The sequence below is a fragment of the Lysinibacillus sp. GbtcB16 genome, from assembly GCF_019091145.1.
Classification (GTDB): Bacteria; Bacillota; Bacilli; order Bacillales_A; family Planococcaceae; genus Lysinibacillus; species Lysinibacillus fusiformis.
In genome coordinates this window covers 50,856-71,341 of sequence record NZ_JAGXJV010000007.1, presented here as the reverse complement: position 1 = coordinate 71,341, position 20,486 = coordinate 50,856, and the positions used below count along the sequence as shown (strand labels likewise).

Below are 20,486 nucleotides of genomic sequence, written 5' to 3'. Positions count from 1 at the left end.
CGGTGCATAGTGGATTTGTTAATCCTTGCACCGACTAATTATATTTCAATAATGATGGGTAAAATCATAGGTTTCCGTTTTGTTTGTGTAAATAAATACTGACCTACAGCTTTTTTTATTTCTCGTCTTAAGACATGTATTTGTCTACTTTCTTGCTGTAACTCGATGATTATTTCTTTGGTCAGCACATTTACTTTATTTAATAGCTCCTCGAAATCCTTTGCAAACACAAAGCCACGGGAAATAGTATCAGGCTCTGAAATAATAGCACCGTCTGCTTTGCTAAGGGTTAAGACTATAACCAACATTCCATCCTCAGAAAGCTGCTTGCGATCACGCAGGACAATACCTTCTACTTCTCCTATGCCGATTCCATCCACATACGTATCCCCAGATGGAACTTTGCGTGTTTGTCTCGCTGTCTCATTTTCAATATCCACGACATCTCCGTTTTTCATAATAAACGTATGGCCTTTTTGAACACCAACAGATTCAGCTAATAAACGGTGCTGATGCAACATACGGAATTCGCCATGAATAGGAATAAAAAATTGCGGTTTCATAAACGTCAGCATAAGTTTTAAATCTTCTTGATAGCCATGTCCTGAAACATGCATTCCCGTATGAGTGGAGGAACCATATATGACTTTTGCGCCAAGCTGAAATAAATGATCAACAATGCGAGAAACTCCTTTTTCATTGCCTGGAATAGGAGACGCTGCGAGAATAACCATATCATCAGGTAAAACCTTTACTTCCCGATGGTTACCATTTGCTAAACGAGCAAGTGCTGCTAACGGCTCACCTTGACTGCCTGTACATAGAACGACTACCTCCTCTGGGGGAAGATATTTAACTTCACGTGCATCTATTAACAGATCATCCGGAACAAATAAATACCCTCGTTCAATAGCGACATCTACAACATTTACCATGCTACGACCTAATAAAGCTAGCTTTCGATTAGCGGCAATGGTTGCATGCACAATTTGTTGAATACGATTAACATTTGAGGCAAAGGTTGAGATGATAATTTTGCGCTCAGCATGGAAAAAGGCCTCCTCAATATGATGACCAACAAGTTGCTCAGAGGGCGTTAAACCTGGCCGTTCGGCATTTGTACTTTCTGATATTAGAACGAGCACTCCTTTTGATCCGATTTCCGCCATTTTATGAATGTCTGCGAATTGGTTATTCACAGGTGTTAAGTCGAATTTGAAATCTCCAGTATGCACTACATTTCCTTCAGGAGTGGCAAGGACGATTCCTAAGCAATCGGGTATGCTATGGTTAGTTCTAAAGAAACTTACATCAATTTCTCCCAAATGGAGTGCTGAGTCAGCGTGAATTTCAATTAAGTCAGTTTCTCTGAGCAGCTTATGTTCTTTTAATTTTAATTCGATCAGCCCTAAAGTGAAGCGGGTAGCATAAACAGGAACGTTTAATTTTTTTAAGAGATATGGAATGCCCCCAATGTGATCTTCATGTCCATGCGTCACAATTAAAGCTTTAACTTTTTCTTTATTTTCAAGCAAATAGGTGATATCAGGGATGATCAAATCAATACCGAGCAAGGTTTCATCTGGAAATTTTGCTCCGCAATCAATAAGAATCATATCATCTGCATATTGAACTACATACATATTCTTGCCAATTTCATTAATGCCACCTAAGGCAAAAATGGATAATAACTGTTTCTTTGTGGACAAAATACTCCCTCCTAAAGTTGTAACTTCATCTAATAATTACTTTAGCCATTGGTAGTATAGCTTTTAGTGTTTCATCCTATACGAAAACGATCATGAACAACTGTAGAATATTGAATACTATTTGTATTTCACAAGGAATAGAATAGAGGGGACAAAAACTTGGCACGATCGCGTCAAGCTTCTTTCATAGTGAAGAAAAACAAAGGAGGTTTAACCCTGTCTAATTTTGTGCAACATGCAATTTTTGAGCATAGGTTTTGGCTAGAAATCATGCAAAATCATGCGCAATTTATTCATGACGCATTATATCCATCTGAACAGGATGACATTCAAAGGGCAAATAGTTTTATCCAACAATTCTCTCGGTTGCTTACCTATGTGTCATCCATCGATGGTACCAATGCAGTCTCTTTCTCCATAACTGTTGATGACAATGTCGAGCAGTTTAAACAATTTAAACTTCATCTACTGAGACATCAATTGTCAGGAGATATTGGGATTCATTTAACACCAACATTTGTCAATCATATGGTTAATGAACTTGAAGAATATCAAAATGTGCTCAATTATTTAAAAAAAGGCGAAGTACCACCAATATTTCATGAGCTTCATCATCATTTAATTTGGCTATTAGATGCTTCAGGACATGCAGGTATTATTCAGGATGATTTAGATGGTGTCGAAAAAAGATTGAAGCAAAAGAGTAATGAGTTTGCCAAACACTTTGAACAATTTTATTTAAAGGCAGTAGAATTAACAGGTTATTTACGAACGAATATGCATTCCTTTCCTGCTTTAAGCCGGTTTAATAAGGATGTTGAGTTGGAAATGACATTATTCAAAACATTTTTAAAAGAGTTAGAAGAGATGGAATTGAGTGCAGAGGTTTTAGGTACATTTACTGCACCTATGGCGGATCATATGTGGCGTGAAGAGCAATACTATTTAATGAAGCTTGCACAGTCAAGAGGAGAAGAATAGAAGAAGGCGAGGAGGCTATCACAATGGATAGCCTTATTATTATGGATGAATCACTACTTCAGTCCCAATAGGAACAATACTAGCTAATTCTTCAACATCTTGATTTTGCATTCGGATACAACCATGAGAAACAGCATGCCCAATGGAGCTAGGGTCATTCGTGCCATGAATCCCGTAGTGTTCCTTTGATAAGCTCATCCACATAGTTCCAAAGGGGCCGCCAGGATTTGGATCTTTGTTAATAATAATAAAACTACCAACAGGTGTTTCGTGTAGCATACGTCCAACTGCTATTGGATATTGCTTCTGAAGAGTATTATTTCTGTAGAGACGTAGCCAACGATTTTCTGTAGAAATTTCTATACGGTATGGGATTGTCTCAGGATCAGGAAAGCCAGGTATTATAATTTGTTGACCGACGTAAAGAGTGTCTGGTTGAATGCCTGGATTTGCCTCAATAATGGAAGACAATGATGTACGATAATCGCGGGAAATTTGAGTTAACGTTTCGCCGGGTTTAACGGTATGAATCAACGTCCATCTCTCCTTTATACAGGTTATGATTACACTATATGCTACTTATGAATGATGTTATGGATTGTTCAGGACTTTGGATAGAATAAGCAGTAACACCGTATTGTTAAGGAGCATATATCATGAGAGAATTTAAAATTACGTATTTTTTTGATGAAATACATTATGTCAGAAGGTTTATCTTTATCGAGTCGCAGCAAGAAGCAGAGAAATTGGTAAAGGGTGAACGAGATCAATATATCTCCTTTACAGATAGCAGGGGCATTTATCATGAATTGCATACTAGGCATGTGCGTGTCATTCAAATTTCTGAATACCATCGCATCGATAAAAGTGCTAAAAGGAAAGACACATAATCTGTTCATCATTACACACATTAAAGAAGAAAGGAGTGTGGCATGATGGACAAAGAACAAATACCACATGAAAAGAAAATATTTATGAATTTAAGTAGTAAAGACAAACCTGACATGGTTGATTCAGATACAATTAGTCTTTTCGATTTGCATGAGGATATGCAAACTGTTGATGCCATCCCTATTAAGGAACTCAATAAGAGAGTGGGAAGAGAAGGCGATGAATTGATTGAATTACAGCCGGATGAATTATAGGAGGTAGCAAACAATGAATAGAGAAAGTGGAGAAGCTCCATTCACAGTTTCGGGCACAGATATTCATGAAGTGAAGCAGAAAAATGCCGAGGCAGGTTTATCCTACAATGAGGTAAAAGCATTATTGGCTAAACAAGGTGGACATGGGACGGCTATATATAGTGACACCAATATAGATGAAGTAAAACAAGAAATTCACAAGCATCAATAGTGACTGGGGAGGAGTAGGGTCTTGAGTGCTCTTCCTTTTTTCCTTTACAATGATGAGAAAAGAAAGAGAGGTCCAGACTATGTCGGAAAAGAGATGCCCAAGATGTGGCAAAGAAAATCATTGTGGAGTCGTCAAAGGGGAAAAAGAATGTTGGTGTATGACACAGAACTTTCCAGAGCAATTGTTAAATATGACCATGACGAATACATGTATTTGTCAAGCGTGCTTAGATACATATAAAGAAGAGTCCGTATAACTTATACCTATCATGACGTTCCTGTAAAAATTACGCAATTGGTACAATTGTCCATCGCACAACAACCTAGCGGGCATACATTACTCTGAAAGGAGTGTGTCTAATGGCTAGACCTATTGAACTTAGTAATGTCACACAGATATATTTAGAGGAATATCAACGCATCCTCAAAAAGATGATGCAGGGCATGACCTATGTAACCATTACTTGTAGTATTTCAGAAAATTTTATAAAGCAAATCATCCCATATCAAATAGCAGCAATTCAAATGTCAGAAAATGTTTTACGCTTCACGACAAATATTCCTGTACAAAATCTTGCATTAGAAATCATCCGAACACATACAGAAATGCTTGAAAGTCTTGAATCACTACAAAATAGATGCTGTGTTGTACAAAATTCAGAGTATGAATTATACGAGTATATGTGTGCTTATAAAGAAATTACGGAAGCTATGTTTAATGCAATGTGTGCACCACCAGTTTCCAATAGCATTAACATCAACTACTTAAGGGAAATGATTGTCCATCATCAGGGAGGAATACGATTAGCGCAAAATGTGCTGAGATTTTGTATTTGCCAAGAATTAATCCCAATTCTAAAATGCATGATTCAAACGCTTTGTGAGCAACTAGAGGCTATGGAAAAGTTACTGGATAGTTTACAAAATTGCGATTGCGAGTGCTAGTAGTAACTAACTGTTTTTGTAGGAAGAAGGCGCTAAGATCAATCATGGTTTTAGCGCTTTTTCTGCGTGAAAATAGTGTTTATCAAAGAAAAATGTCAATAAAGTGGACAAGTAAATAAGATAGTGTAAAGAATTTTTTGAGAATCTATTTTTGTCTTTCTGTTGTTGGTAAAATATATATGTTTTATTAGATGAAGGTAATGAAGGAAATTCGATTATTCGTTTTCAACTAGTAGTTTTTACATGCATGTACTTTAGACAAACGGGAGTGGTTATTGTGTTCAAAAGGAAGAAGATTAATCAAAATTATGATTATTTCTCAGCCGCCAAAAATTCTGACATTGAGGCGAATGAGCGCTTTAAAGAAAAATTGGACTTTTTAGCGCTATCAAGAATTAGGAGAGAATCTGTTGGGTTCTTACGCAAAATTTATGAAGACAATCGACAGCATATACTCGATAATTTTTATGATCGTTTGCTGGAAATACCAGAATTTAATCAAGTAATCCATACACATTCAACAGTGGAACGTTTAAAAGGGTTATTCGATTCACACTTTATAAGTCTGTTTGACGATGAATTAGATTTAGATTATGTATTTAAGCGACGTAAAATAGCATATATACATGCACGAATAGGCGTATTACCGAACTGGATGATTTCTGCCTATACATTAATTAATCAGTTGATTATTCCATTAATAGTAAAAGAATTATCACGTGATCAAGAGAAGATGCTGGATGTCCTATTGTCGTATGATAGCCTAGTAACAATCGATCAGCAAATTATTCTAGAAACCTATATAGAAATACAAGCTGGTTCCGTAGTGAATGGATTAGGTGAAATCATTACGTATAACACACAATTGGATACGGTGAAGGAACTCATCGAATTTCAAGAAATACAACAGCAGGAAATCATTGCAGCAGATCAATCGATGCATGAACTAGATGAAAGCATTGAAGATATTGCTACATCTGTAGGCGATATTTCAGAGCAAACAAAGCTTGCTTTAAAAAAATTAAACCAGGATTTAGACTCGTTACACCAAGTATCAACGATCTTACAAACAACAGATGAAGGACATAAATCCATGCAGGAGGATATTAAACGTCTCGTTGAACGTGTAAATAGTGTAGCGAAGCTGATGGAATTGATTCAAAGAATTGCAGATCAAACGAACTTATTAGCTTTAAATGCATCGATTGAAGCAGCCCGCGCGGGGGAAGCAGGAAAGGGCTTTGCTGTCGTCGCAGAAGAGGTTCGGAAGCTTGCCGATGATACAAGTACATCTGTCAAATCCATACATACAGATATACAGGAGCTACTGCATATTACTAACAACATTAGCTCTTTAACGACACAATTTTCACAAGACTTACATCAAGGTGTTACAGATACACTACATATCACTCAAACACTTGCAGAGTTAAATAAAAATTTACAGCAGCAAGGGGCTCGCTTTGAGGAAATAGCTACAACAACAAAGGTACAAGCTCAATCCGCTACAACTATTTCTGAACGCAACCATACAATTACAGAAAGTATGCAAAAAAGTAAAGTCATTGTTTTTGATATGGGCTCTGCTATATATAAATTAAGTAAAATGATCGATGGATATCGTTCTTCAACGATTTCTAAAAACTTTATTATTAGCCAAGAGGATATCATTGAATTAGCCATTACCGACCATTTATTATGGCGCTGGAAAATTTATAATTTACTGCTAGGCTTTGAAACGATGACAGAGCAAGATGTAGGCTCGCCAAAAGAATCACGTCTTGGTGAATGGTATTATGGCACTGGCAAAAAGCTCTTAGGTGATGAACGTGCGTATGTAGAATTAGAACAGTCGTTTATTCATGTCCATGAAATTGCTAAAAAAGCAGTGCGTGAATATAATGCAGGACGTAAAAATGAGGCAGAAAAATACTTGAAGGAAATTTCGGAAGAATCCTTTGTAGTCATTGACAAACTGAAAGCGTTAAAGGAAATTCTATTGGACGGAAAAAAACAATATATTCATTAAAAACGGGAAGCAAGCTAAGAGCAGATTAGCTTGCTCTTTTTATGTTTAAGACACTGTTCCTTCATCAACAGAAGGTACACACATAAAGGTTACGGTGCGCTTATCACTATCATACAGACACCATTCACGGTGATCTACAACGGAGCCAACATTTACACCGTATTGTTTATTTTGTAAGACAATGGGCTGTCCGTAGCGAATACGAATCGGTAATTTTTTCTGCTGGTGATAAAGACCTGATTCATGACTATGACCAAAGAAGAACAATGGCTTTTGAAAGGGTGGGAATGTTGGCTGCCAGCTTACACTCCATTTAAATTGATGCCCATGCATAAGTGTGGCGCCATCAATCTCCATTGTTTCCGGTAACGCCCTAAAGCGCTCAATGCCCGTCACCTGTGTAATACGCTCTTCTTGATTGCCCCGTATAGAGGGGAAGGTTAACAGTTCCTCAAATTTACTTTCAACGATCGCTGCTCTTTGTAAAGATAACCCAGACATCGTTTGGGCTTTCTTCTTACTAATCGTGCATTCATATAAATCACCTAATCCAATGATTTTTGCTTCCTTTGCTGTCTGCTGAATATGAGTGAGAACAGCTTTCGTATCTTCTATATTAGAATGTAAATCTCCTAAAAGTGCATATAGCATGCAAACCCGGCCTTTCCTATAAATAATCGTATAAATATCATACACCTAATAGAAATTGCTAGAAAAGTAAAACGTCTAAGAATATTTCGTTAGTTTGCCTTCATATTTTGAATGTATGGAAAATTGCCAAGGAATTCAATGCTTGATAAAATAAAATCATAATTTTCTGAAATTTCAGCATTCAAGTAATTTGCCATTGATGATGACTCTATCTAGCAGTAAAAAACAAATTTTTGGAGGGCTTATAATGACGATGTACATGACGGATATTCTTGAAAAGTATGCTGTGCAACAGCCTAGGGAAATTGCGACCGTATATGATGGGAAAAAGCTAAGTTATCGTGAGTTTTACAATTGTGTCGAAAGATTTGCAGCTTATTTACAGGAGCAAAATTATAAAAAAGACGATGTCATTGCGCTATATACACTCAATTCAGATGTATTCTTAATTGCTTATTTAGGTGTGCAATTAGCCGGCTACGTAGCTATGCCTATTAATACTAAATTAGCAGCTCCAGAGGTTGAATTTATTTTTAATCATTCACAAGCGAAGGGACTCATTTATGATGAAAGATTAGCTGAAGCGCTAGAGGATATATCCTATTCATTCCAACATGTTATTGGATTTCAAGCTATGAACCATATCTTTAAAAATACTAACTTAGTAAGAGCTGTAGTACAGTTGGAGGCCCATGATACTGCGGTTGTTATGTACACTTCAGGTACAACTGGTAAACCAAAAGGCGTGATGCTAACTCATGAAAATATTGTGGCTACAGCCGATATTTGGTCATCTTCCATGAAAATGTCTAACAAGGACAAGATGTTTATTTGTACACCATTATTTCACTGTGCAGGACTTCATGTTTTTGCTATGCCCATGTTTTATCAAGGAGGGACAGTCGTGATAGAAGAAGCCTTTTCACCAACCAAAACATTAGCGCAGATTGCCATAACAGAGGCAACCATCTTCTTTGGTGTTCCATCTATGTATACGATCATATTAAATACGCCAGGATTTAAGGAACATAGCTTTAGCCATTTGCGTTTATTATGTTACGGGGCTGCCCCAATGCCCTATGAGCTTGTTAAACAAGTGAAAGAGGCGTTTTCAAATGTGAACGTACAAAATTTATATGGTCAAACAGAAAATACACCTGCAGCCACATCTTTATTAGATACAGATGCCTTAACGAAAATAGGTTCTGTTGGGAAGCCATTAGGGCAGACAGAGGTTCGAGTAGTTGATAGTGAAGGTAAGCCAGTTCCCGCTGGTGAGGTAGGTGAGATATGCGTAAGGGGACCACAGGTGATGAAGGGCTATTTACGTAATCCTGAAGAAACAGCTAGAACGATTATAGATGGTTGGCTTTATTCAGGAGATTTAGGACGTTTTGATGAGGAAGGCTATTTATATATTGTTGATCGGAAAAAAGATATGATCATCCGAGGCGGTGAAAATATTTACCCTATTGAAGTCGAAGAAGTATTGTATCAATTGCCTGAAATTTTAGAGGCAGCAGTAGTTGGATTACCGCATGAAGTATATGGAGAGGTACCCAAAGCCTTTGTCGTATTTAAGGAAGGTAAGTCACTTGATGAGGAAAACATTTTATCCTATTGTCAATCACAGCTTGCCAAATATAAAGTACCGTATGAAATAGAATGTTTAACTGAACTGCCACGCAATGCTTCCGGTAAAGTTCTAAAGCATACATTACGACCTCAAGTAAGTAAGATTTGAGAAAAAGTATGAACTGTTAACTTTTCTCGAAGCTTCGTTTTCATGCAAAAAAAATTATCTGAAACAAGATAAAATAGGAACCTCTTTCAAAGTATCGTATAATAAAGTCTACGACAAATTAAATTAAAAGAATGGAGAAGGGGTGACCCTTCGATTTAGAATAGGAGCGGAATTTGTCTTGTGGACGGGGTATAAACGCCTTTTACTTATCGGCATGTTAATCATAATGTTACTTTCTAGCTGTCAGCCATTTTCACAGCAAGATGCGGAAAATAAAAATCAATTAACAGTATTAACAGTAGAATTTAATAGTGGTGCACCAATTGCTAATCTTTATATCACGGTCACAGATGTACAGACTGGCAATGTTGTAGAAGAAGCTATTGGTTCTGAAGAGGGAGAAGCTATATTTTCGAAACTCAAAGAGGGACGAGAATATGCTGTTGCGGCAACGACCCTTGAAAATAGTGCGGCAAATGATGGCTATACAACCATCGAAAATTTTACGTACGATACGACAAGACCATATTTTAGATTGCAGACCCATTTTACAAGAGACGAACAAGAGCTAGATGTTCCTGTGGTGATGCAAAATCCTGAGCTTCCACATGGCTGTGAAATAACTTCACTCACAGCCGTATTAAATTACTATGGAATGAATGTGTCAAAGCTTGAAATGGCTGATAACTATTTACCAAAGCAAGAAATACGTATTTTAGGCAATCAACGTTTTGGACCAAATCCAAATGAAGCTTTTGCAGGTAATCCTCGTGATAAAGCTCATGGCATGTATGTATTTGCTGCTCCGATTGTCAAGGCAGCGGAGGCAGCGATTGCAGATAAACAAGCTGATTTACGTGTGACAGATATGAGAAATGCCTCACAGGAAGATATTTTACAGCTTGTTCGTGAGGGAATTCCTGTTGTGACATGGGTGACGCTGGATTTATCGAAGCCTAAAAAAAATGCTGATAGAGGTTGGATTTATAAAGGAGCGACTACTTCGCAGGACGCTTTTATGAATTTACACGCTGTTGTGTTAACTGGGCATTTAGGCGATAAGGTAGTAGTAATGGACCCGCTAAAAGGCTATGTCACTTATAATGTGGACCAGTTCTTTAAAAGCTATCATGAATTAGGTGAACAGGCCGTAGCTGTACATAAATAAACTAGCTATTAGGAAGTATGTTACACTAATAAAAAAGTAAAAAGTGAGTTGAGTAGAATGGCCATTGAGCACGCTTTTTTACCGGTTTTACTAGGCGATGAAATGAATGCTTATGGCATGGCCAGAGCATTTTACGAAGCCTATGGTGTGAAGCCACTTGCATTAAACCATACGAATATGGAAAAAATTCAACAAAGTGATTTACTGACCTTCCGTGAAGTGCCGAGACTTCATATAGAAGAACGATTTGTGACGGCACTAAAGGCAATAGCGCAGGAATTCCCAGAAAAAAAATTACTGCTATTAGCCTGTGATGAATTTTATGTCAAAAAAATCGTAGAACATAAAGATGAATTAACAGAGGATTTTTTAGTTCCTTATGTGGATACTACTCTTGCACATCAGCTGCTAACTCGTGAAAGTATGTATGAGCTGTGTGCACAATTTGGTTTTCAATACCCAGCTATGCATGTATGCACAGTTAATGATTATGAAGAGTACGAAATGACATTTGACTATCCAATTGTCATTAAACCCATGAATATGACAAAGTATGCCACATGTATTTTTCCTGGAAAGAAAAAAGTATATATTGCACATGATAAGGAAGAAAAGGATAGCATATTACATGCTATTTATAAGGAATCAGCCTATCGAGATGATCTTATGATTCAGCAGTATATTCCTGGAGAAGATGCGAATATGTGTGTTGTGAATGCTTATGTAGGACAAGATGGGAAGGCGAAGCTTCTTGCTGTGGGAAATCCGATTTTAGAAGAGCATTCACCAGAGGGTATTGGTCGTTATGTGGCTATTATGACAGCCTATAATCCGGCTTTAATGGAAAATGTGAAGTCATTTCTAGAAGCTATTCAATTCTATGGATTTGCTACATTTGATATGAAATATGATGAGCGTGATGGACACTATAAATTGTTAAGTATCGAATTACATAATGAGCTTTCCAATTATTATGTGACCGCTAGTGGCTATAACCTTATGCAATATGTTGCAGACGATTATGTTCGAGAAAGTAAACAGCCACTAACATACGTGCAAAATAAACATCTTTGGACAATCGTACCAAATGGTGTCCTTTTCAAATATGTACAAGATGAACAACTTATTATTGAAGCAAAAAGTCTAATTCGACAAGGAATGGCGACAGATTCTATTTTTAATTATAAGGATATGAATGCCAAACGTTGGTTGAATGTAACCGTTGATAATTTAAATTTTTATCGCAAATATAAGAAATATTTTAATAACAAAGGTCTGTCTAACTCATGAAAAAACAAACTTTAGGTATAATAGGTGGAGTTGGTCCACTAGCAACGATGTTTATTGGTGAAATGATTGTAAGACGTACAAAGGCGCAAAAAGATCAGGAGCATTTACATACCATTATTGATAATGATACAAATATTCCTGACCGTACGGCTTTTATTTTAGATAATACGAAAGAAAACCCAGTGCCTGTTATAATTGAGGATGCAAAAAAGTTGGCTTCTGTAGGAGCTGATATGATTGCCATTCCGTGTAATACGGCTCATACTTTTTATGATGAGATTCAGGAAGGCTCCCCGATTCCTGTTTTGCATATGATTCGTGAAACGGCAAAGCGTGCATCTGAACTGGGAGCAGAGCGTGTTGGTATTTTAGCGACAACAGGTACATTGACTTCACATATGTACCAAGATGCGTTAGAAGAATATGGCATAACACCGGTTGTACCAGATAATGAGATGAGAGCCCATGTGATGTCCATTATTTACGATTATGTTAAAGCTGGTAAGAATGTCACACAGGATGATTGGCAACCTATTGAAGATGCCATGCTAGCTCTAAACTGTGATCGTCTCGTATTGGGTTGTACGGAGCTATCTATTGTCAATCGAGATTTAAAATTAAGTAATATATATATCGATTCATTAATCGTTTTAGCAGAGCGTGCGATTTTAGCATGTGGTTATGAGCTAATCGATTAGGAATGTATAGAAAGAATCTGCTTGCTTTACATGGGTAGGCTGTAAGTCTTCAAAAAATTGTGGACGGGCTTACATTTCCATGTGTGAAGTTAGGCAGATTTTTTATGGATGAAAGTTTCATTTGGTGAAACGATTGGACAAAGGTTTGCGTACATATAAAGTAGGAAGCTACCGAGTGTGTTAAACTAGTGTCAAGCAGATAGAAGGTGGGAAATAACATGTCAGTAATCAATTTATTAAAAGAAGAATTACAAGCAAAATGGAACTTTGAAGCAACTATGAAAATTCAAGAGGAAATGATACCAGCGATGCTTGAAGGAAAGGATATCGTAGCGGAATCACCTACTGGTTCTGGTAAAACGTTAGCGTATGTTTTACCATTGCTGAACAAAGTAAACGGGGCGAAAAAGCAAACACAAGGTCTTATCGTGGCTCCATCACAAGAGCTAGCCATGCAAATTGTAGAAGTTATCCGTGAGTGGACGGCAGGTACGGATATTACGGTTCAGCAGCTTATTGGTGGGGCCAATTCCGCTCGTCAAATTGAAAAATTAAAGAAAAAGCCAACGATTGTTGTTGGAACACCTGGTCGTTTAAATGAATTAGCACGTGCAGGTAAATTAAAGCTTAAGGAAATTGAAACAGTTGTTTTAGATGAATGTGATCAATTACTAAGTCGTGAATATCGTGTTGTCATTAAATCCTTTATTGAAGGTTCTGCCTTCGGACGACAAGTTGTAGTTGTGTCAGCTACTATTACAGAGGAAATTGAATTAGTGGCAAGTCGCATGATGTTTGAGCCAGTTCGTTTTAAAATTAAGCCCGAGGATATGCTAAAGGTTGGCAAAGTAATCCACTCGTTTGTGAAGGTGGAAGAACGTGATAAAACAGAGTTCCTTCGCCGTTTATCGCATACAGAAGGTCTGAGAGCACTAGCTTTCGTCAATAATATTGATCAATTATTAATGAAAGAAACGAAGCTACAGTATCGCTCTGCTCCAATCGTTACACTTCATTCTGACATGAAAAAGGAAGAACGTAAAAAGGCTTTAGATGCTTTCCGCAAAGGGGACGCACGTATTTTAATCGCGACAGATATTGCTGCACGTGGTTTAGATATTGCCGGTTTAACACATGTTATTCATGTTGATGTTCCACGAACAATTGAGCAGTATTTACACCGTTCGGGTCGTACAGGTCGTGCAGGTGCAGATGGTGAAGTATTAACATTACTATCTTATCAAGACGAAAAAACCTATAAAAAATGGACAAGAGAAGTTCCTGGTAAGCCAGTGCAGAAAATATGGCATGATGGTAAGCTAATGGAAGGTAATTCTAAAACAATTGGACAAAAGCGAGGGAAATAATATGACATTTGAAGAAAAATTACAGGCATACGCAGAACTTGCAGTAAAAGTTGGAGTAAACATTCAACCAGGTCAATATTTGTTAGTCAACACATCAGTTGATGCTTTAGATTTTGCTCGTTTGGTCGTTAAAGAGGCGTATAAGGCTGGCGCTGGACGTGTCCATGTTAATTTTTCAGATGATGAAATGGATCGTGCCTATTTTGAACATGCCTCTGATGAAGAATTTAACCGTTTCCCTGAATGGGTCGTACGAATGCGTGATGAAGTCATTGAACGTAAAGGGGCATTACTATGGATTGATGCTGCAGATCCTGATAAATTAACAGGAATTTCGGCGGATCGATTAGCTACTCATCAAAAGGTATCAGGAGCGGCATTGAAAAACTATCGAAATGCGGTTATGAAGGATTTAATTGCGTGGTCAATTATTGCAGTTCCTTCGTCAAAGTGGGCGGCAAAGGTATTCCCTCAATTGACAGCCGATGAGCAAGTGCCTGCTTTATGGGACGCTATCTTTAAAACAGTTCATATCGGAGAAGGAAATGCAGTTGACAATTGGCATCAGCATGTAACGAATTTAGAATCTCGTGCAGAACTATTAAATAATAAAAAGTATGCGAAGCTACACTATACTGCACCAGGAACAGATTTAACAATTGCTTTAGCTCCACAGCATAAATGGCTAACTGGCGGCAGTAAAACGCCTGAAGGCAATGTTTTTATTGCCAATATGCCAACAGAAGAAGTATATACACTTCCAATGAAGCAAGGTGTAGACGGTTATGTTAGTAATTCAAAGCCTTTAGTATATCAAGGCAATATCATAGATGGCTTTAAATTAACATTTAAAGAAGGAAAGATTATGAAGGCGGAAGCTGAAGTAGGTCAAGATTTATTACAAGAGCTTATTCAAGTAGATGAAGGTTCTAGTTATTTAGGTGAAGTAGCACTTGTTCCGCATGAATCACCCATTTCAGCATCAGAGATTTTATACTTCAATACATTGTTCGATGAAAATGCTTCAAACCATTTAGCAATTGGAGAAGCATACCCGACTTGCTTAGAGGGCGGTAGAGACTTAGAAAACGGTCAACTAGAAGCATTAGGGGCAAATATTTCTGTCACACATGAAGACTTTATGATTGGTAATGGTGAAATGGACATTGATGGTATTTTACCAGATGGAACAGTAGAGCCGATATTCCGCAAAGGTAGTTGGGCTTTCTAACTTAGTTCCAATCGAGAATGGGGGAGAGCAGATGAAGCACTTAGGTAGTTTAATCGGGATGATTATTTTAGTAATGACATGTTGGGGTTCATCTGCTTTTGCTCAAACCGAAAGCTATGTAGCGATTGGGGATTCCCTAGCTGCTGGTCAAACCCCTTTTCAACAAATTGATGCTGGATATAGTGATTTAATTGCTATGAGATTACAGGCAATGGATCAATTAAAATTTTATACAAAGGAACTAGCTTTTCCTGGCTTTACAACAGCTAATGTTTTAGAAAGGATTAAAACTGAGGAAGCAAGAGATTTATTAGCCAATGCCACTTTAGTGACTGTTTCGGCAGGTGCCAATGATTTATTAAGCCTTGTCCGGCTAAATCCAACGGCTGGAACATTAACTTTTTCTCAACTCCAAGCAGATTACGCCTTAAATATAGTGAGAAAAAATATGGAAGCTATCTTAAATGAATTGGGAGTACTTGCGCCAAAGGCTCAGGTATATGTTATAGGCTATTATTTTGCCTATCCAGCTGTTCATCTCACTCAAAAAGAAGGAACAAATGCACAGCTTGTGAAATTAAATACGATTTTACAGCAACAGGCAGAGCTAGCCGGAGCTGTTTATGTAAATGTGTATGACAGCTTTGGATTAAATGCCACTAACTACTTACCAAACTATGCAGATGTCCATCCAAATATGGAAGGCTATCGCCAAATGGCCAATGCATTTTTAAAGGCATATAGTGGTAGTGATGCCTTAAATATTGCTTCATCACAATTACCGCAACCCAATCCTCTGTCATTTGAAGAAATTTTAAAAGAGCGAACTTCCACACAGCCTAAACAACAAAAGGTAACAACCTCCCAGTCTGTTGAAAACATACGTTCTATTCAGGGATTTCACGGCTATACAGCTTTTATGGGGAAGTTGGAAAAATAAATAATGATGAGTAAAGGCATCTTAGAGGATGCTTTTTTTTGTGTGTACTAAATTCCCCAAACAAAGGAAAAAACAATCCGTTACAAGCCATGATAAAATAATAAAAGGACAGGAGGTACAGGAATGAAAATATTTCATACAGCAGATTGGCATTTAGGAAAGCTCGTTCAAGGCGTCTATATGACAGAGGATCAACAATATATCTTACAACAATTTATACAAGCTATCGATGAAGAAAAACCAGATGTAATTATTATAGCAGGTGATCTATACGATCGTTCCATGCCCCCTATTGAGGCAGTGAATTTACTAAATGATATATTAGCAAAAATAGTTTTAGAGAAGAGGATTCCTGTTTTAGCCGTTGCAGGGAATCATGACAGTGCAGGCAGATTAAACTTTGGTAGTCGTTTGATGCGTGATAGTGGTTTATATATTAAGGGGCAGTTTACGAAAGATCATGCACCCATTATTATCAATGATCCATATGGAGAGGTGCATTTTCATCTTGTACCATTTGCAGAGCCTGCCACTATTCGCAGTATTTTTGAAGAGGAGACCATTCGTTCTCACCATGATGCGATGCAGAAAATTATTGAACATATAACAGCAGGTATGGATACAAATAAACGCAATATATTTGTTGGACATGCCTTTGTGACCAAATACGGTGAGGAAGAAGCCAATACTAGTGACTCAGAGCGTCCGCTTTCTATTGGGGGTTCAGATTGTGTGAATGCTGCTTTATTTAAACCATTTCATTATACAGCACTCGGACATTTACATAAGGCACATTTTGTCTTAAATGAAACAATTCGCTATGCTGGTTCACCATTAAAATACTCATTGTCTGAGCATCTACATGAAAAAGGCTTTTTAATCGTCGATCTAGATGAGCATGGGGATTGTACTGTAACTAAAAGGAAGTTCATGCCAAGACGAGATTTACGTGTAGTGGAAGGGCAGTTGGAGGATTTATTAATGCTTCCACCAAGTGATGATTATGTATTTGTTCGATTGACGGATGCTACGTCCGTGTCTTCGCCAATGGAACGTATTCGTACCGTTTTTCCACATGCCATGCATGTTGAACGTAAGATTTTACGACAAGAGAAACCAAGTGAGCTTCAAGTAGTAGAAGCAGAAAAGCTAGAAGATATCGATCTATTCCGCTCTTTCTTTACAGATATAATTGGAATTCAACCAGATGAAGATACCGAGCGTCTGTTTACGGAAATGCTACAGGAATTATTAGATAAGGAGCGAGAAACAGTAAAATGAAGCCATTAAAGTTAACGATTACGGCGTTCGGTCCTTATAAAAATACGGAAATAATTGATTTTGAACAATTAGGGGAACATCGTTTGTTCGCCATCTCTGGCAAAACCGGTGCAGGGAAAACGACGATTTTTGATGCGATTTGTTATGCACTTTATGGGTCAGGCAGTGGTGAGGATCGTCAGGATACGGCTTTACTGCGAAGTGGCTTTGCTGATGATGATGTATATACAGCAGTAGAACTTATTTTTGAAATGCATGGAAGAATCTATCAGATTTTACGTCAGCCTGGGCATATAAAGGAAAAAAATAAAACAGCTACTGGTAAAAAGGTGGAGTTAGCGGAAGTAAAAGAGGGAAAGCTCGATTATAACATTGTTGAAAAGCAGCAAACACTGGAAGTCGATAAAAAGATTCAGGATATTATTGGTCTGACAAAGGATCAATTTAGCCAAATTGTGATGCTACCTCAAGGTGAATTCCGCAAATTATTAACGTCGGATTCTACAAACAAAGAGGTCATATTACGAAAAATCTTCAAAACAGATCGCTTTGGTGTTATGACAAAACTGCTTGATGCGAAACGAAAAGAGGCAGAAAGTGATCTTGAACATGCCAAGCAATTAAAAGAACATTTACTTGGTCAAATTGTTGGTGCACTTCCACATCGTTCCTCTCCTTTGTTCACACAAATTGCTAATAATACGGAAAATATGTTTCAGCTAAAGCAAGCACTGGAAGAGGAGCTTACTTATTATAGAAAATGTTTTGAAGATGAACAGCGACAGTATGAGGAAGCCTATAATCATCATCAAAAAGAACAGGAGTTTTACCGTTTAGCTAAAACGTTTAATGAACAATTTGAGGAGCAGTCCAAACGTCAAGAACGACTAGAACTGCTATTAAATGAGCAAGACAACTACCGTGCAAAGGAACGGGAGATAGCTTTAGCAGAACAAGCGGAGCGTTTACTACTACTTGAGCAACAATGTTTGGATTTACGAGCGGAACAAAATTTAAAAGAACAAGCCTATCAACAAGCGAACAGTAGTCAATTACAAACCAAGGAGCTTTTACAAAGAGCCCAAGGAAAATATGAAGCGGAAGAGGCAAAAGAGTCAGAACGTCAAAAGCTTTTGCAGCAGGAAATGCAGCTCCAAGCATTGCTTCCTAAGTTCGAGGCTTATGACAGCAATTTACAGCAACTGAAAATTGCTGAGCAATATGTTGAAACGGCTAAACAAGGGGCAGCGGATAACCTGACGCTAATCGATAAAGAAAGCGCGCAATTAGAGGAGCTTTCACAATCAATTGAGTACTTTGAAAAACAATTGGAACCATATGAAGGTTATTTAGAGCAACTACCAAAACTGCGGGAGCAAGTAGCTTTGCTCATGCAGGTGGAGAAATATACAAAAACGGTAGAGATAGCGAAACGGGATGTTATCGCTACTAAAGCTCATTATCAGGACAGTAGACAGGAGCTTCAACAATTAGAGCAACGCTGGCTGACAAGCCAAGCAAGCATTTTAGCTCAGGAGCTTAAAGAAGGGCAACCTTGTCCGGTTTGTGGGAGTACGACTCATCAACAAACACATAGTGAGCAATTGGAAATTGTTGAGCTTGCTCAGGTGGAAACGTTAAAGAGAAAAGCTTCTTCAGATGAGCGTTTATATTTGGAAAAAGAGGCATTTTTAACATCCGCACAACAGCTTCAGCAAGAGGCACTGACACAATTAGAAGCATACGCGATGAAGCAACAGGATCAAGCACAAATAATAGCTTCCTTAGAAAAAATGGAACAAGAGATTACTAGCTTAAAGATTATCAATCAACAGTTAGCTCAAACAAGGATTAACCAGAAGGAACAGCGTTTAGCAATAGAGCATTTGCAACATAAACAAGTCAAACTTGAGGAATATTTAACTGAACAGATGAAAGGCTGGACAAGACTGCAGGCAATTGTAGAAGAACAGCATAAGCAAATGCCAACAACTATTCCAACCTTACAGCAATTAAAACAAACACTTACCGATGTTAGTAAACAGAAAATGGATTTACAAAAATTATGGCAGGAAAGCCAGCAAGATTTACATGCCGCGAAGGAAGCTGCCAGTAATGCTAAACTAGCGGTGGAAATCGCCAAACAGAATTTTGAAGAATTAAAGCTCAAAATGAATGACAAGCGTGAGCAGTTTTCAATAAGCATGCAGGAAGCAGGCTTTGTGAACTACGAAGACTATGCAACTGCGAAAAGAAGTGCCACTCAATTAGAGGAACTTCGGAAGGCATGCAATGATTACACGTTACATGTTCATACGTTACAAATTCAAATTTCAGAAGGAGAAAAACATCTTCAAGGGAAAGAGGAGCAAGATTTAGCCCAGATGGAGGCAACTGTGGAAAATCTCCGAATCGCCTATGAGGATGCCTTTAAACAACTTCAACAAATAGATGGATTTGCGAAATCATGTCAAAGCTTCATCAACAAAGTAGAAGAAACAGAGAGAGAGCTTCGTTTACTTGAGAGTGAGGCAGGTCGAGTGAAGGAGCTGTATGGCTTATTAAATGGGCAAAATTCGAAAAAACTGTCCTTTGAACGATATATTCAAATTAATTATTTAGATCAAATTACAGAGGCAGCTAATATTCGTCTTTATCATTTGTCTAATGGTCAATTTGAGCTTAGACGTTCAGACAGGCTTGAAAAGCATGCAAAGCAAAGTGGACTTGGGCTTGATGTATATGATGCTTACACAGATCAATTACGAGATGTTAAAACGTTATCCGGTGGTGAAAAGTTCAATGCATCATTAAGCCTTGCTCTAGGAATGGCAGATGTTATTCAAAGCTTCCAAGGCAATATTCATATTGAAACAATGTTTATCGATGAGGGCTTTGGCTCGCTCGACGAGGAATCATTAAATAAAGCAATAGACACATTAATTGATTTACAAGATTCTGGACGAATGATTGGTGTCATCTCTCATGTACCTGAATTAAAATCAGCGATGCCAGCCGTTTTACATGTCGAAAAAACATTGAATGGACATAGTCAAACACATTTTGAAATAAAATAAAGGAAGGTGTATTTCCGGTT

The 20,486-nt window shown here is 37.7% G+C and carries 19 protein-coding genes; 16 read left to right on the top strand and 3 right to left on the bottom strand.

The features are described 5' to 3' along the window. Window positions 1-38: 38 nt before the first annotated feature. Window positions 39-1,643, bottom strand: a complete 1,605-nt coding sequence (locus KVT27_RS19160) for a ribonuclease J (RefSeq protein WP_369794270.1) — start codon at window positions 1,641-1,643, stop codon at window positions 39-41. A gap of 282 nt (window positions 1,644-1,925) precedes the next feature. Here KVT27_RS19160 and KVT27_RS19155 point away from each other — a divergent pair, with 282 nt between their 5' ends. After that, the gene (locus KVT27_RS19155) at window positions 1,926-2,690 is read left to right on the top strand and encodes a DUF2935 domain-containing protein (protein WP_036149759.1); all 765 of its coding nucleotides are present in this window, start codon (window positions 1,926-1,928) and stop codon (window positions 2,688-2,690) included. Between the two features lie 39 nt (window positions 2,691-2,729). Here the strand turns inward: KVT27_RS19155 and KVT27_RS19150 are convergent, their stop codons facing one another. Beyond that, complete coding sequence (locus KVT27_RS19150; protein ID WP_036149711.1) at window positions 2,730-3,224, bottom strand: L,D-transpeptidase family protein; 495 nt, start codon at window positions 3,222-3,224, stop codon at window positions 2,730-2,732. Window positions 3,225-3,346: 122 nt separating this feature from the next. Between KVT27_RS19150 and KVT27_RS19145 the strand changes: the two genes are divergently transcribed. The 6 genes from KVT27_RS19145 (at window position 3,347) to KVT27_RS19120 (ending at window position 7,019) form a co-directional block, all read left to right on the top strand. After that, the gene (locus KVT27_RS19145; protein WP_036120611.1) at window positions 3,347-3,580 is read left to right on the top strand and encodes a hypothetical protein; all 234 of its coding nucleotides are present in this window, start codon (window positions 3,347-3,349) and stop codon (window positions 3,578-3,580) included. Window positions 3,581-3,622: 42 nt separating this feature from the next. After that, complete coding sequence (locus tag KVT27_RS19140) at window positions 3,623-3,835, top strand: hypothetical protein (protein WP_191967641.1); 213 nt, start codon at window positions 3,623-3,625, stop codon at window positions 3,833-3,835. A 13-nt stretch (window positions 3,836-3,848) separates the two neighbouring features. Further along, window positions 3,849-4,046: a hypothetical protein gene (locus KVT27_RS19135; protein ID WP_008173593.1), complete on the top strand. Its 198-nt coding sequence runs from the start codon at window positions 3,849-3,851 to the stop codon at window positions 4,044-4,046. Window positions 4,047-4,095: 49 nt separating this feature from the next. Continuing rightward, a complete protein-coding gene (locus tag KVT27_RS19130; protein WP_081937141.1) occupies window positions 4,096-4,302 on the top strand; it encodes a cysteine-rich CWC family protein in 207 nt (68 codons plus the stop codon). A 103-nt stretch (window positions 4,303-4,405) separates the two neighbouring features. Further along, a complete protein-coding gene (locus KVT27_RS19125) occupies window positions 4,406-4,990 on the top strand; it encodes a DUF305 domain-containing protein (protein WP_036120603.1) in 585 nt (194 codons plus the stop codon). Between the two features lie 277 nt (window positions 4,991-5,267). Then, window positions 5,268-7,019, top strand: a complete 1,752-nt coding sequence (locus KVT27_RS19120) for a methyl-accepting chemotaxis protein (RefSeq protein ID WP_036120600.1) — start codon at window positions 5,268-5,270, stop codon at window positions 7,017-7,019. A 45-nt stretch (window positions 7,020-7,064) separates the two neighbouring features. On the opposite strand, the gene KVT27_RS19115 is transcribed toward KVT27_RS19120, so the two are convergent. Continuing rightward, window positions 7,065-7,670 carry a metallophosphoesterase family protein gene (locus tag KVT27_RS19115; protein WP_036120597.1) on the bottom strand — a complete coding sequence of 202 codons (606 nt, stop codon included), beginning with the start codon at window positions 7,668-7,670 and terminating at the stop codon, window positions 7,065-7,067. Window positions 7,671-7,917: 247 nt separating this feature from the next. Between KVT27_RS19115 and KVT27_RS19110 the strand changes: the two genes are divergently transcribed. From KVT27_RS19110 to KVT27_RS19070, 9 genes are all read left to right on the top strand, one after another. Then, window positions 7,918-9,414 carry a class I adenylate-forming enzyme family protein gene (locus tag KVT27_RS19110; protein WP_081937139.1) on the top strand — a complete coding sequence of 499 codons (1,497 nt, stop codon included), beginning with the start codon at window positions 7,918-7,920 and terminating at the stop codon, window positions 9,412-9,414. Between the two features lie 178 nt (window positions 9,415-9,592). After that, window positions 9,593-10,582, top strand: coding sequence for a C39 family peptidase (locus tag KVT27_RS19105; protein ID WP_036149707.1), 990 nt, complete (start codon window positions 9,593-9,595; stop codon window positions 10,580-10,582). A 57-nt stretch (window positions 10,583-10,639) separates the two neighbouring features. Then, entirely contained in the window at window positions 10,640-11,872 is a 1,233-nt protein-coding gene (locus KVT27_RS19100) for a carboxylate--amine ligase (RefSeq protein ID WP_036149705.1), read from the top strand. After that, window positions 11,869-12,570 carry a cysteate racemase gene (gene cuyB / locus KVT27_RS19095; protein ID WP_036149702.1) on the top strand — a complete coding sequence of 234 codons (702 nt, stop codon included), beginning with the start codon at window positions 11,869-11,871 and terminating at the stop codon, window positions 12,568-12,570. The genes KVT27_RS19100 and cuyB overlap by 4 nt, the downstream gene beginning before the upstream one ends. 218 nt (window positions 12,571-12,788) lie before the next feature. Next, window positions 12,789-13,937: a DEAD/DEAH box helicase gene (locus KVT27_RS19090; RefSeq protein ID WP_036120585.1), complete on the top strand. Its 1,149-nt coding sequence runs from the start codon at window positions 12,789-12,791 to the stop codon at window positions 13,935-13,937. Between the two features lies 1 nt (window position 13,938). Next, window positions 13,939-15,168, top strand: coding sequence for an aminopeptidase (locus tag KVT27_RS19085; protein ID WP_036120582.1), 1,230 nt, complete (start codon window positions 13,939-13,941; stop codon window positions 15,166-15,168). A gap of 31 nt (window positions 15,169-15,199) precedes the next feature. Next, the gene (locus KVT27_RS19080) at window positions 15,200-16,108 is read left to right on the top strand and encodes an SGNH/GDSL hydrolase family protein (protein WP_217581769.1); all 909 of its coding nucleotides are present in this window, start codon (window positions 15,200-15,202) and stop codon (window positions 16,106-16,108) included. Window positions 16,109-16,231: 123 nt separating this feature from the next. Next, the gene (locus KVT27_RS19075; protein WP_036120579.1) at window positions 16,232-17,389 is read left to right on the top strand and encodes an exonuclease SbcCD subunit D; all 1,158 of its coding nucleotides are present in this window, start codon (window positions 16,232-16,234) and stop codon (window positions 17,387-17,389) included. Next, window positions 17,386-20,466, top strand: a complete 3,081-nt coding sequence (locus KVT27_RS19070) for an AAA family ATPase (RefSeq protein ID WP_217581768.1) — start codon at window positions 17,386-17,388, stop codon at window positions 20,464-20,466. Before KVT27_RS19075 ends, KVT27_RS19070 begins: the two co-directional genes overlap by 4 nt. Window positions 20,467-20,486 lie beyond the last annotated feature (20 nt).

Coding starts and splice junctions, on each gene's coding strand:
- KVT27_RS19110 (WP_081937139.1), top strand. CDS start 7,918: ATGACGATGTACATGACGGATATTCTTGAAAAGTATGCTGTGCAACAG.
- KVT27_RS19115 (WP_036120597.1), bottom strand. CDS start 7,670: ATGCTATATGCACTTTTAGGAGATTTACATTCTAATATAGAAGATACG.
- KVT27_RS19130 (WP_081937141.1), top strand. CDS start 4,096: ATGATGAGAAAAGAAAGAGAGGTCCAGACTATGTCGGAAAAGAGATGC.
- KVT27_RS19090 (WP_036120585.1), top strand. CDS start 12,789: ATGTCAGTAATCAATTTATTAAAAGAAGAATTACAAGCAAAATGGAAC.
- KVT27_RS19070 (WP_217581768.1), top strand. CDS start 17,386: ATGAAGCCATTAAAGTTAACGATTACGGCGTTCGGTCCTTATAAAAAT.
- KVT27_RS19160 (WP_369794270.1), bottom strand. CDS start 1,643: ATGTATGTAGTTCAATATGCAGATGATATGATTCTTATTGATTGCGGA.
- KVT27_RS19085 (WP_036120582.1), top strand. CDS start 13,939: ATGACATTTGAAGAAAAATTACAGGCATACGCAGAACTTGCAGTAAAA.
- KVT27_RS19100 (WP_036149705.1), top strand. CDS start 10,640: ATGGCCATTGAGCACGCTTTTTTACCGGTTTTACTAGGCGATGAAATG.
- KVT27_RS19125 (WP_036120603.1), top strand. CDS start 4,406: ATGGCTAGACCTATTGAACTTAGTAATGTCACACAGATATATTTAGAG.
- cuyB (WP_036149702.1), top strand. CDS start 11,869: ATGAAAAAACAAACTTTAGGTATAATAGGTGGAGTTGGTCCACTAGCA.
- KVT27_RS19075 (WP_036120579.1), top strand. CDS start 16,232: ATGAAAATATTTCATACAGCAGATTGGCATTTAGGAAAGCTCGTTCAA.
- KVT27_RS19145 (WP_036120611.1), top strand. CDS start 3,347: ATGAGAGAATTTAAAATTACGTATTTTTTTGATGAAATACATTATGTC.
- KVT27_RS19080 (WP_217581769.1), top strand. CDS start 15,200: ATGAAGCACTTAGGTAGTTTAATCGGGATGATTATTTTAGTAATGACA.
- KVT27_RS19140 (WP_191967641.1), top strand. CDS start 3,623: ATGATGGACAAAGAACAAATACCACATGAAAAGAAAATATTTATGAAT.
- KVT27_RS19135 (WP_008173593.1), top strand. CDS start 3,849: ATGAATAGAGAAAGTGGAGAAGCTCCATTCACAGTTTCGGGCACAGAT.